The organism is Sporanaerobium hydrogeniformans (assembly GCF_002735925.1).
In the GTDB taxonomy this organism is placed as follows: Bacteria; Bacillota; Clostridia; order Lachnospirales; family Cellulosilyticaceae; genus Sporanaerobium; species Sporanaerobium hydrogeniformans.
In genome coordinates, this window is sequence record NZ_PEDL01000041.1 from 1 (window position 1) to 10,537 (window position 10,537).

Consider the following 10,537-nt stretch of genomic DNA (forward strand, 5'->3'; position numbering starts at 1 on the left):
CGGAAGTAGCTGCACTATCTTATCAGCTATACTCCATTTGGCACCTGGCCACTTTAATGCTCCCAAACCCACACCCCCTATCTAATAAATAAGTTATTTGTTATGATATCTTTACTCCAAACATTCCCTCTATTACATTGTTCTCTTTTGGCTTTAGGTAACTCTTTGTAGTATCCATGCTGTCATGGTGTGCTAGTACCCTAAGTTCTTCTAAACTAAACTTCTTAGGCTCTGCTAATACCCTACACATATAGTGCGTTCCATTCTCATAGTTTTCTAATGCACTATGTCTAAAGCAGTGTGGTGAAAATGTAATTGGCTTTCCTTCTAGCTCTGTAAGTATCTTGCACATTTTCTTAGTCCATTCATAGGCTGCTTGTTTACCTACTACTTTATGATCTTTTCGCCTAACAGATACCCAAAGCTCTTCCTTATGGTCTTCTCCTCGCTGTTCTAAATATAATCTTAAGCTTTCTATGCTGTGGTCATGGATAATGAGGTTAAACTGCTTTCCTCTTTTTCCAACTACTGTATTGCTATATCTGTTATCTACTAAATCTTGCTTTTTCATCTGTATTACTTCGTTGATACGTGCTGCACTATCGTAACTTATATCTAAGTAAGCACATTCACGATACATCTTATGTTCAAGTAAATATCCTCTAATTTTAGATATCTGAATGTCTGTCAAAAAAGTAATCTTTTTGACTGGCTCTTTGGGAAGGTTCTTAATCTTTCTTGCATAGTTCTTTTCATATTCGTAGTCCTCTTCATCCTCTGCGTACTCCATCATTCCATGAATAAGAGCGAAAACCCTATTAAACCTTGCATTAGATACCTGCCTATCCTCAGTAAGCCACAAGGATACTTGCCTAAAATCCTTTTTATTAAAATCTAAGAAACTTTTATTCTCCATTTCATTCGCTACATAACATATAAGCATCCTTCCATCGCTTAAGTACTGCTCTAATGTATTAGGCTTGCGCTTCTTTGACTTCAATTCAACTAAATAATCTTTAAGTAACTCCTTATTTGCTTTATTAGCCTTTTCGTAAATTTCTTTAGTGTAAACTATCGTTTTATGTATGTTCATCCCTAGCCACTCCTAATAAGTTTATTGATCATTGTCCTCTGTCAGATCTTCCAGTAATGCACTTTCTAATATTGCTTTCGATATCCATTCACATATATACATCCTTGCTTCTTCTGCTCGCTCCTTCGCTACTTTATAGGCCTGCTCTGATATCCGTATATTATTTATGCTATACATATTAAAACCTCTTGAATTTTGCTACTAGCCTCATCAATTTATTTGCTGTTATCTCTTTAAGCTTTTCCTTTAATTCTTTATTCTCTGTCAAAACAATATTTATTTCTTTTTTTAGCTCTGCATTGTCATCTATAGCATTCATATAGGCTCTTGATAGCTGCTGATTTTCCTTATAAAGCTTTGCTTGCTCTCTCGCTAAATGTATATTCTTTTCGGCACTCTTCCCCAATGCTGTATGAATAACTCCAATTTCTTTGTTTAATCTCATCGTAATTTCTTTTAGGTTGTTGTAGCGCTTCTTCATAGTTCTTAACTTCATTTCCTGCTTCCTCCCCTTTATTTTTACTAGCAAATTACTTCTACATCTTCACTATAATCATGTGTTTCACGCATTCCATTAACTACCACTGTAAAGAAATTATTATACTTTCCTATTACTTCTCCTTTTTCTTTACTTATTCGCTCCTTTTGTTCATTATCTATGCTTATACGTACTATCTTTACAATACTTCCCTTTTGTATGCTTTCTTTGTTTCTATCAATTTTAGCTTTAAGCACTCTATAATCTTTTTCTTTTTGGTTAATATCTTTTTCTTCTAGCTTACTTAAAGCTTTATTTCTTCTCTGTTTTCGTTTAACCTTTTTATAACGTGTTATTTCATCTCCTTCATTGGCATATTCCCATTTGTATCCTGAACTCACACATTTTCTTTTTATTGCTTCATAAATATCTGTTGTGTCACACTCTATTTCCTCTGCTGCCAATGCTACATTTTCATATATATCAAGTATTTCTCCTGTTGTTTGATCTAGCTTTCTTACTGATTTTCCCTTCATTTTTTTGCCTCCTTACTCATCCTTCTTTGCTTACCTTATCAAATAAAGTGATTTGCCTTCTTGTCGGCATTACTTGCATCCAATCATCCTCTCCAAACTCCTCATCTAGTATGGAAAGGATTTCTTGCCCCTTTACATGCCAATGTGTTCCAAATGTGGCTACTATATCACTCCAGTCCTCAATATCATGGTGGATGATTTCCCCATCTTTCCCGATATGCCTTAACTCGTGATAAATCATCAATACTAACTGTTCTTTACTTATCTTTTCTGTGTAATATTTCCTCGTCTCTAATATGTAGTCATAGCCTGTGCCTGCTTCAAACTCTAGATTGGTCTTTTTTATTCTAGCTTTCCAGTTGTACGCTGCCGCCCCCGGCTCCCACTTCCTATCCTCTATAAAAAGTATCTTGTACTCTGCTATATGCTGTAATTCCTTAAATTTGTAGATAAGCTCCCTTGCTATAGGTTTATACCACTCATTCATAATCCAATGCTTCTTGCTAAACATCGCATTGTCTAATTTTAATATTTTTGCGACTCTTCCCTCATCATGGTAATTGGTATACATGATGTTATAGCCACCGTTAAAACTAATATCTTCCTTTACTTCTCCCGTTTGCTCATCCACTACGGTCAGCCTTTTTTGTCCCATGCCTATCTCCTTTCCCTGCATAAATAAAAGATTGTTGCTATCTTCTCAAACTCTTCATCTGTTATAAGCTCATTCATTATTATTAGTTCTTGAAGTATTTCTACTGGTGTATATTCCTTTTGCTTATAATATTGGGTGTCAGTTTCTGACACCTTTATGGGTTGTCCTAATAATTCCTTTGCTGCTGGTTCCCTTAATACTGGCTCTACTTTCTCTTCTTCTTGCTCCTTTCTCTTTTGTTCTTTCTTTTCCTCTATGATGTCCTTTACCCCCTCACTATTGCCTTGTTTGATATGATTAACTACTTCTTCTTGCTCCTTTTTAGTCAATCTGCTCACTTCATAGGCTGTTGTGAAGTTCATGTTGCCCTCTTTAAGCTCTTCTTTCGCTTCATCTGAGAGGTTATTATTTATGGCTTCTATTTGTCCCACCTTGGTACGACTTACATCCATTAACTCTGCTATAAAATCCCTTAACTTTCCCTTTATCTCTATCTCTCCTGCTTCTTTAGCTTTAAGTAAAGCTTCTTTAAGCTTCTTCTCTTGCATCACTAGGTCATAATCTGTCATCTTACGAGTAAATGCGTTGCCTACTATAAGTGATAGGTTGAGCATGGACTCAGACATCTCAGCGTATAAGCATTCAATCTTTTCAAACTGATTATGTCCCTGTTCTAATAACCTTTTCATTGCACTCAGCCTTCTATGACCACTTATTACCCTATACTCATCTTCTACCTTCCCTAATACTATTGGCTGTTGTAGTCCAACTAATAGTATGGATTCTGCTAGTTCCTCTATTTCATTCATAGAGTAAAAATTATCTTCGGAAGGTATAAGTTCAAGTGTATTCATCTTCATATACTTGTAGGCTCCTAGTTCCTTTACTGCTCCCCTACTTTTAGTGTTCATTAAATCATTGATACTGAATTTTCCCATATACCTACCTCTCTTCTGTTTTTTCTAAGTACTCTAAAACAAAACGCTTATAGTCCCTAGTTGCTCCACAACGTAAAGAATAATTCACCACTGGCATTTCATAAAATGTGGATTCATCTACTTTCTCTGTTTGCCTAATCTTTGTATCAAAAACCGGATAATCACTTTTTTGTCTCATCCACTCTTCACCTGAGAGGTTAACGTCATTTTTCTTGAACACCGTGATTAGTACCCCTAACATCTGAATACATGGATTAAATTCTTTTGTTTCTTCAATTTGGTTTGTTATAATCTCTAATCCTTCCAGTGACCATTTATCCACTTTTACGGGTACAATCACATCATCTGTGCAAGCTAGTGCATTAATGACACACATGTCTATCGTTGGTGGATTGTCAATAATCACATAATCATACCAACCTTCTGTTTTACTATTATCTAGTTGATAGAGGTAATGTCTTAAGCGTGTGTGCTGCTCCTCTTGATCGTTTTTCATAATCAATAAATTTGCTCTTAAAAGGCTCATATTGGCTGTAATAATATCTATTCCCTCATACTTTGTATGCTTTACTATTTGCTTAGGGTTCTGCTCTAGTAGCACTCTAGACATGCCACACTCTTCTTCCTCGTCATAAGCTCCAAAAAGCCTTGATAGATTACCTTGCTTGTCATTGTCAATCAAAAGCACTCTATAGCCATGCTGCTTATGTAGAACATAGGCTATATTAGCGCTCGTTGTGGTCTTACCTACTCCACCTTTTAAATTAATTACACTTATTACTCTCATCTCATCACCTCATCATTTGTAAATAGCTTTCTATTGCTTTGATTGCTTCTTGACTCCCATAGCAAACTTCTACAAAGTACCCTTCCTTTTTTAGATTTTCTATCCACTCTCTTTGCAATACTGTAGGCTTATTTTTTCCTACCTTTAGCTCTATGTATAATCCATGATATCCCCCTCTTGATACCGGGAGACATATATCTGGTACTCCTGCTTTAACCCCTTCTATCTTTAGCCTTTTAGCTGTTCCTATGTCCCTTTTACCTCCATTGGGTACATGGTATAAAAGCTTTAATTCCTGTCTTCTTACACCTTCATATGCTGCCCATCTAAATACCACCATTTGCTCTTGCGACTCTGTTCCCATAAAATCATTCATTCTGCTTTTCCTCACTTTCTTCTACTTGTTCATCTACTGCATATATATCCTGCTCCTCTTGCTTTTCTAATTCTTTTATCCTTATGTCTAAAAAGTGATACCATGTCTTTTTCTTGCATATAGCACACTCTATGCAGTACTGCTTATGACCTTCCTTCATAGATGCTTTTTGCTCTAGGACTCTAAATGTTGTGGAGAAACAATCACTGCACCTTAACTCCATCCATTCATGTTCATCTCTCCCTACCTGTGTAAGGTACTTTAACTTCATTCCGTTTACTTTACCCTCTTTTTCTATCTCTCTTGCCATGAGAGTATAGTCAAATTCTATAAAATGCCTTGTTGTCATGTACAAATTTATTACATTGTGTAATTTCTCTAAGTATTCTTGCCTCTTATAGTCTTTTAGGTGTTTTGCTTCTTCTCTCTCTTCTTCCAATCCCTTTATTGCTCTTTCAAATAATTCCTTTACATTCATGTTTCTCTCCTCCTTTCCATCTTGACTAATGTATAGGTAAAGTAAGGATATCCGGTAAACTCATGGATACGTTTATCTATTGTCTCTTTGTCTATGTAATAACCTTTTACATCTTTGGCTTCTTCTCTATACCAAGATTTTGTAGTAATAATTCGCTTTATTGGTTCTGGATGAATAAGATTCCTGCTACTATTCCATCTTTTGCTCTGTATCTGCTCCTCTGTACCTCTTACTCTATCTGTGTACTTCATGAGATAGGATGCTAATTTCTTATACTGTCCCGACTCATCTAGTAGGTTTACATGCACTCTCCCATACTTCCATAGCCTAGCCAGTATCTTTGTATCAATACTGTTTATTACTAAATGGTGGTGCATTGCTCCTTTACTTCCTATCTCCATCACATGCACATACTTTAGCTCTAATCCCAATTTCTTATATTCTTTTCTTAGTTCACGTAGGTATTTTCTTGCATGCTCCTTTAGCTCCTCATTACTCTTTGGTCTATCTTCTTTTCTATAGTCAAGAACTAGATGGAAGTCTCCCCCCTGGAAGTTAGCATTGAGTAATCTCCTTAACTTCTTTTCTGCTTGCCTACTATTAACTTTTTTCTGTTCCTCTTTAGTAATCTCTTTCTTTTGTTCTCTTTTTAACCCCTTTTTCTTGTACATACTTGTGTAGTATTTTTCTATTTCCACTGTCTTGCCAGCTACACATCTACTCTCTATATATGGCATCTGTATCTACCCCTTAAGTTGTTCTTAAGTTAATATCCTTTATCAAGTTTTAAAAGGCGATTAAATCCTTGTAAATACTTGCTTTTCATGCCATACATGTGCTATAATTTATATATCGTTTTTTATGTATGTATGGCATTTATTGACTAGGTTTATTCCCGTAAACCTAGTCAATTTTTTTATGTAATTTACCATTTTCTACTATTATCCTTTTAATTTCTTCTGGTGTTAACCCTGTGTCTTCGTACCTTCCTAACTTGTCCACCATTGCACCTGTTATGCCTATGCTTATCCCCATGTTTTCCACTTTAAATGCACCTGCTCGCTCTAGAGGTACTCTATAAGATTCCCCATGAGGATTAACTATTGTCATTCTCTGCATACCCTTCTCTTCTTCCTTTTTTCATTTTCACCTACCCATTCTTGTCCAAAAATCCATGATGTACTTAATATTAAAACTGCACCTATAAGTATCACTTTAACCCCCCATTTCTTGTAAATACTTCTCCTGCTCTTGTAGTGCCTTTTTATGTACCTCTAATTGCTTAGAGTCTTTTTTCCTTCTGTCTGCTTCAATGTAGCTTTTTAAAATTCTTATCTTTCTCTCAACCTTTTGCCTGTCTTCCATATCTATCCCTCCTATCTAAAATTATTTTATTATGTACTTTTTTGATAAGCCTCATCCCATTTCCCATCTTTATTCTCACGAATGTCTCTTACTAGCTCTTCTAGTGTCATTCCAAACAACGCTTCTGCTAGCTGTTCCTTTGTAAGCTGTGGCTTTCGTGGATCTACCACAAAAGTACCTAGCCCCTCACCCTTATCTATATTTTTTTGCCTTACTTTTCTCATGTACCTATCTCCTTTATTTATTGAATTTTCTATCTCCTGCCTTTAAAATAAAGTTATCAGCTCTGCCAAGCTGAAATACTAAAGAAAGGTGGTGAATATATTGTCTATATACCAAGACCCTATAAGATTTATAAAATGCGAACTTTACTCTTGTTGGATTGCTTGTAAAAATGCCCATGCTTCTGCTATGAAAGATACTCAGTTCTCTCAAACTGCTGCTACAACATATGCACTTTCCGCATTATCGCATCTAATGTGCATTAAAAGTGTATATGTGTGCAACTATGATAAGTTAGAAAATACTATGGTTGAATCACTAATCCATCAATTCGACGTATTTTGTAATGAATTAATTACTAACTTCTGCACTAATCATAGTCATCAATGGACTGACCTTGAGTTTGATAGACTAAAAGAACTGGTAACATCAAGTGATTTAATAGAAATCTAGTACCTAGTGGCATGTTACTCCATGCCACTTTTAAGTAATTGCCTGAGCATATTTTCTATGTTCTTCAATACTGCTGTTTGATACATGATTTCTCTTGCTACGTAACAATCTGGGTTAATATTCATTTGATTCTCTTCTTCATTTTTAGCTTTTTCTGATGCATCTTTAGTTATTTTTTCATGCTTCTCAATAGCTTCATGAATCATTTCACCATAAGTTCTTTTCTCCATCTTCCTCACTCCTTTCCTTTAGGCTGGTGTTTTTTCTTCTAACTTTTTTGCAAAGCGTATTCCTTGCATAAAAAGTAATAAGTCCTTCTGCTCTTCCGCAGTAAACTCTTCAAGAACTGTTTTTAATACATCTAATTCATTTACATCTTTTTTGTTTAAAAGTGTTTTCATCTTATTTTTCCTCCTTTTTTTATATATTTAACGTTTACCGTTGTTATATCTAAATAATATACCGTTAAACATTAAAAGTCAACATATTTTTATATTTTTATTGACTTTTTTAACGTTTACCGTTATATTTTAAATAAGGAGGTGTTAAATTGAATGATAGAGTAAGATTTTTAAGGAAAAATTTTAAAAAAACCCAAAAAGAGTTTGGGGAAATTATTGGTTTAAAACAAACTTCTATTGCAGACATCGAAAAAGGTAAAGTGAATATTACAGATAGAACAGTTAAACTTATTTGTTCTGAGTTTAATGTAAATGAAGAGTGGCTTCGTACTGGTGAAGGGGCTATGTTTAATGAAACAACTACGATGACATTGGATGAATATGCGCAAAAAAATAATCTATCTCCTTTAGAGTTAGATATCATGAAGGCATATATGGATATTGACCGTGACACACGCCTAAAGTTCCTCTCTCAGATCAAAAATATCTTTTTTAAACACGCTACTCATGATAATGAGATTGCTGCTACTGTTACCTATGAAGCTCCCTCTGTTTATCCCGACATCGAAGAAGAACTTGAACGCTATCGCATTGAACTTGAGGCTGAGAAAAAAGGGAAAATATTATCAGCTTTAGAAGGGCAAAAGCACGCTTAGCCCTTACATAAATACATATCAAAAAAAGCCACTAATTTTTATATTTAGTGGCTTAATTATAGATATTGAAAGGAGCTTATTTATGAACGCTGCTGCTTATACACGCTATAGCACAGATAACCAAACTGAAAACAGTATCACTTATCAGCTTAATGCCATTCAAAAATATTGTTCTGAAAACAACATTACACTTACCGCTTTTTACAGTGATGAAGCATACAGTGGAACAAATACTAATCGTCCCGGATTTCTTAATATGATTGCGGCTGCTAAAAGACATGAGTTTGATGCTGTTGTTATTTATGATATTAGTCGTGGTTCTCGTGATGTTGGAGATTGGTTCGATTTTAGAAAGCAAATGATGCTCCTCAATATAGCTGTTATCTCTGCTAATCAACAACTTGGTGATATTACTGATCCTAATAACTTTTTAGTGGAACTGATTAACGTTGGTCTTGGGCAACATCAAGTACTGGATACACGTAAAAAGTCTTTAGCTGGTGTGGCTGAGAGAGCTAAAAAAGGGGCTTTCCTTGGTGGTGTCCCTCCACTTGGCTATGATATTGTTAATGGAGAGTACACTATTAATCCTGGTGAAGCGAGTATTGTCCGTAAAATATTTACTATGTACGCTAAAGGTGATAGTTACAATGATATTTTACAAGCACTAAATGGCTATAAAGGCAAACGTGGTAAAGTTATGTGTCGCAATAGCCTTAATGTCATTCTTCAAAATGATCGCTACATTGGTACCTACACATGGAATAAGAAAAACTATAAGCTTTTTAGAAAATGGACTGGTGGTATTGATAATCCTAATGCTATACGCATAGACGATTTTATACCTCCTCTAATTGATAGAACTATTTGGGAAAGGGTGCAATCAAGGATGAAAAATAATAAAAGCAGAGCCTCAAACAAGGCTAAAAGAGAGTATTTATTAAGTGGACTTATTGAATGTGAAGCATGTGGTTCAACTTATGTTGGTCACACCAGTACGAATTCACGTGGCTATGAAAGTCGCTACTATTGCTGTGGTGATAAATATCGTACTCGCAATTGTAAAACTAAAAATATTAAAGCAGATATCATTGAAACCTTTGTTGTACAAAGCTTAAAGTCGTATTTAAAAGAAACTAATGTCGAAGAATTGGCTCAATATATCGCTGATCAAGTAAATAATGCTAGTCCTAACCTAGTAGAAGAAAAAAAGGAGCTAAATGAAATTACTACTAAAATTCATAATGGTGTCAAAGCTGTCCTTGCTGGTGCTAGTTTCCCAGAATTAGAAGAAGAAATCGCTCGCCTTCGTATTCGTAAAAGTGAATTAGAAGATATCATTTTAAGGCAAAGTAGTTCACAAGCTAAAGTAAGCAAGGAGGCTCTCGTCAATCTTTTTAAATCATCCCTTGATAATTGGGATACAGACCTAAAAAATATTATTAAAACTCACGTAACAAAAATATACGCCCACACCGACGGTACTTTTACCGTAAATGTAGGCGTACATTATGACAATAGCGGAAGAGGGATTTGAACCCCCGACACCACGGGTATGAACCGTGTGCTCTAGCCAACTGAGCTATTCCGCCACAATGGTCGCTATAGGGCTCGAACCTATGACCCCCTGCTTGTAAGGCAGGTGCTCTCCCAGCTGAGCTAAGCGACCTTATTTATAAATTTTTAAGTTAATTGCTTAACTTAACGACCCAGAAGGGACTCGAACCCTCGACCTCCGCCGTGACAGGGCGGCGTGCTAACCAACTGTACCACTGGGCCAAACTTCTAAGCAGGGGCAGCAGGACTTGAACCCACGACATTCGGTTTTGGAGACCGACGTTCTACCAACTGAACTATGCCCCTATATTTTTAAACTCCCCGAGTAGGGTTCGAACCTACGACCCTCCGGTTAACAGCCGGATGCTCTGCCGCTGAGCTATCGAGGAATATAGACTATTATTTCCTTTATTAGGATAACATATCTATTGACTTATGTCAATATTTTATACTCACAAAACTAAACACAATCCTTTAACCTTTTATTGTTAGGTCAAACCCTCGAACCGTTAGTACTTAGTACCTACATGCATTACTGCACT

The 10,537-nt window shown here is 35.7% G+C and carries 17 protein-coding genes and 5 tRNA genes; 2 read left to right on the forward strand and 20 right to left on the reverse strand.

All coding sequences use genetic code 11. The features are described from left to right. Positions 1-100 precede the first annotated feature (100 nt). The 15 genes from CS063_RS16910 to CS063_RS17765 all read right to left on the reverse strand — a co-directional run bounded on the left by CS063_RS16910 (position 101) and on the right by CS063_RS17765 (position 7,782). Positions 101-1,093, reverse strand: coding sequence for a tyrosine-type recombinase/integrase (locus tag CS063_RS16910; protein WP_099450858.1), 993 nt, complete (start codon positions 1,091-1,093; stop codon positions 101-103). 21 nt (positions 1,094-1,114) lie between these two features. Further along, positions 1,115-1,270, reverse strand: a complete 156-nt coding sequence (locus tag CS063_RS17755; protein WP_180270844.1) for a hypothetical protein — start codon at positions 1,268-1,270, stop codon at positions 1,115-1,117. A 1-nt stretch (position 1,271) separates the two neighbouring features. Continuing rightward, positions 1,272-1,589, reverse strand: coding sequence for a hypothetical protein (locus CS063_RS16915; RefSeq protein WP_099450859.1), 318 nt, complete (start codon positions 1,587-1,589; stop codon positions 1,272-1,274). 26 nt (positions 1,590-1,615) lie between these two features. Further along, positions 1,616-2,107 carry a hypothetical protein gene (locus tag CS063_RS16920; protein ID WP_099450860.1) on the reverse strand — a complete coding sequence of 164 codons (492 nt, stop codon included), beginning with the start codon at positions 2,105-2,107 and terminating at the stop codon, positions 1,616-1,618. A gap of 16 nt (positions 2,108-2,123) precedes the next feature. Next, a complete protein-coding gene (locus CS063_RS16925; protein WP_099450861.1) occupies positions 2,124-2,762 on the reverse strand; it encodes a putative metallopeptidase in 639 nt (212 codons plus the stop codon). A gap of 2 nt (positions 2,763-2,764) precedes the next feature. Beyond that, positions 2,765-3,700 (reverse strand): ParB/RepB/Spo0J family partition protein, encoded by a 936-nt coding sequence (locus tag CS063_RS16930; RefSeq protein WP_099450862.1) that lies wholly within the window; start codon positions 3,698-3,700, stop codon positions 2,765-2,767. Between the two features lie 4 nt (positions 3,701-3,704). Next, positions 3,705-4,487, reverse strand: a complete 783-nt coding sequence (locus tag CS063_RS16935) for a ParA family protein (protein ID WP_099450863.1) — start codon at positions 4,485-4,487, stop codon at positions 3,705-3,707. A gap of 4 nt (positions 4,488-4,491) precedes the next feature. After that, positions 4,492-4,863 (reverse strand): VRR-NUC domain-containing protein, encoded by a 372-nt coding sequence (locus CS063_RS16940; protein WP_308415559.1) that lies wholly within the window; start codon positions 4,861-4,863, stop codon positions 4,492-4,494. After that, a complete protein-coding gene (locus CS063_RS16945; RefSeq protein WP_099450864.1) occupies positions 4,856-5,341 on the reverse strand; it encodes a hypothetical protein in 486 nt (161 codons plus the stop codon). Before CS063_RS16945 ends, CS063_RS16940 begins: the two co-directional genes overlap by 8 nt. Continuing rightward, positions 5,338-6,078: a rolling circle replication-associated protein gene (locus CS063_RS16950; RefSeq protein WP_099450865.1), complete on the reverse strand. Its 741-nt coding sequence runs from the start codon at positions 6,076-6,078 to the stop codon at positions 5,338-5,340. Before CS063_RS16950 ends, CS063_RS16945 begins: the two co-directional genes overlap by 4 nt. Positions 6,079-6,244: 166 nt before the next feature. Beyond that, complete coding sequence (locus tag CS063_RS16955) at positions 6,245-6,460, reverse strand: hypothetical protein (RefSeq protein WP_143452488.1); 216 nt, start codon at positions 6,458-6,460, stop codon at positions 6,245-6,247. Positions 6,461-6,556: 96 nt separating this feature from the next. Next, positions 6,557-6,706 carry a hypothetical protein gene (locus CS063_RS17760; protein WP_180270845.1) on the reverse strand — a complete coding sequence of 50 codons (150 nt, stop codon included), beginning with the start codon at positions 6,704-6,706 and terminating at the stop codon, positions 6,557-6,559. A gap of 29 nt (positions 6,707-6,735) precedes the next feature. Next, complete coding sequence (locus CS063_RS16960; protein WP_099450867.1) at positions 6,736-6,930, reverse strand: hypothetical protein; 195 nt, start codon at positions 6,928-6,930, stop codon at positions 6,736-6,738. A 465-nt stretch (positions 6,931-7,395) separates the two neighbouring features. Further along, positions 7,396-7,611 (reverse strand): hypothetical protein, encoded by a 216-nt coding sequence (locus tag CS063_RS16970; RefSeq protein ID WP_099450869.1) that lies wholly within the window; start codon positions 7,609-7,611, stop codon positions 7,396-7,398. A gap of 18 nt (positions 7,612-7,629) precedes the next feature. Next, positions 7,630-7,782, reverse strand: coding sequence for a hypothetical protein (locus tag CS063_RS17765; protein ID WP_180270846.1), 153 nt, complete (start codon positions 7,780-7,782; stop codon positions 7,630-7,632). A 149-nt stretch (positions 7,783-7,931) separates the two neighbouring features. On the opposite strand from CS063_RS17765, the gene CS063_RS16975 reads away from it, so the two are divergent. Continuing rightward, complete coding sequence (locus CS063_RS16975; protein WP_099450870.1) at positions 7,932-8,438, forward strand: helix-turn-helix domain-containing protein; 507 nt, start codon at positions 7,932-7,934, stop codon at positions 8,436-8,438. 82 nt (positions 8,439-8,520) lie between these two features. Next, entirely contained in the window at positions 8,521-9,975 is a 1,455-nt protein-coding gene (locus tag CS063_RS16980; protein WP_099450871.1) for a recombinase family protein, read from the forward strand. Here CS063_RS16980 and CS063_RS16985 read toward each other — a convergent pair. The 5 genes from CS063_RS16985 to CS063_RS17005 all read right to left on the reverse strand — a co-directional run bounded on the left by CS063_RS16985 (position 9,957) and on the right by CS063_RS17005 (position 10,384). Next, positions 9,957-10,030, reverse strand: a tRNA-Met gene (locus CS063_RS16985). The two genes, CS063_RS16980 and CS063_RS16985, sit on opposite strands and share 19 nt — an antisense overlap. 4 nt (positions 10,031-10,034) lie before the next feature. Further along, positions 10,035-10,107, reverse strand: a tRNA-Val gene (locus CS063_RS16990). 36 nt (positions 10,108-10,143) lie between these two features. Next, a tRNA-Asp gene (locus CS063_RS16995) sits at positions 10,144-10,217 on the reverse strand. Positions 10,218-10,228: 11 nt separating this feature from the next. Continuing rightward, positions 10,229-10,301: transfer RNA gene (locus CS063_RS17000), tRNA-Trp, on the reverse strand. A gap of 11 nt (positions 10,302-10,312) precedes the next feature. Next, positions 10,313-10,384 (reverse strand) — tRNA-Asn (locus CS063_RS17005). Between the last annotated feature and the right edge of the window lie 153 nt (positions 10,385-10,537).

Coding starts and splice junctions, on each gene's coding strand:
- CS063_RS16910 (WP_099450858.1), bottom strand. CDS start 1,093: ATGAACATACATAAAACGATAGTTTACACTAAAGAAATTTACGAAAAG.
- CS063_RS17755 (WP_180270844.1), bottom strand. CDS start 1,270: ATGTATAGCATAAATAATATACGGATATCAGAGCAGGCCTATAAAGTA.
- CS063_RS16915 (WP_099450859.1), bottom strand. CDS start 1,589: ATGAAGTTAAGAACTATGAAGAAGCGCTACAACAACCTAAAAGAAATT.
- CS063_RS16920 (WP_099450860.1), bottom strand. CDS start 2,107: ATGAAGGGAAAATCAGTAAGAAAGCTAGATCAAACAACAGGAGAAATA.
- CS063_RS16925 (WP_099450861.1), bottom strand. CDS start 2,762: ATGGGACAAAAAAGGCTGACCGTAGTGGATGAGCAAACGGGAGAAGTA.
- CS063_RS16930 (WP_099450862.1), bottom strand. CDS start 3,700: ATGGGAAAATTCAGTATCAATGATTTAATGAACACTAAAAGTAGGGGA.
- CS063_RS16935 (WP_099450863.1), bottom strand. CDS start 4,487: ATGAGAGTAATAAGTGTAATTAATTTAAAAGGTGGAGTAGGTAAGACC.
- CS063_RS16940 (WP_308415559.1), bottom strand. CDS start 4,863: ATGAATGATTTTATGGGAACAGAGTCGCAAGAGCAAATGGTGGTATTT.
- CS063_RS16945 (WP_099450864.1), bottom strand. CDS start 5,341: ATGAATGTAAAGGAATTATTTGAAAGAGCAATAAAGGGATTGGAAGAA.
- CS063_RS16950 (WP_099450865.1), bottom strand. CDS start 6,078: ATGCCATATATAGAGAGTAGATGTGTAGCTGGCAAGACAGTGGAAATA.
- CS063_RS16955 (WP_143452488.1), bottom strand. CDS start 6,460: ATGCAGAGAATGACAATAGTTAATCCTCATGGGGAATCTTATAGAGTA.
- CS063_RS17760 (WP_180270845.1), bottom strand. CDS start 6,706: ATGGAAGACAGGCAAAAGGTTGAGAGAAAGATAAGAATTTTAAAAAGC.
- CS063_RS16960 (WP_099450867.1), bottom strand. CDS start 6,930: ATGAGAAAAGTAAGGCAAAAAAATATAGATAAGGGTGAGGGGCTAGGT.
- CS063_RS16970 (WP_099450869.1), bottom strand. CDS start 7,611: ATGGAGAAAAGAACTTATGGTGAAATGATTCATGAAGCTATTGAGAAG.
- CS063_RS17765 (WP_180270846.1), bottom strand. CDS start 7,782: ATGAAAACACTTTTAAACAAAAAAGATGTAAATGAATTAGATGTATTA.
- CS063_RS16980 (WP_099450871.1), top strand. CDS start 8,521: ATGAACGCTGCTGCTTATACACGCTATAGCACAGATAACCAAACTGAA.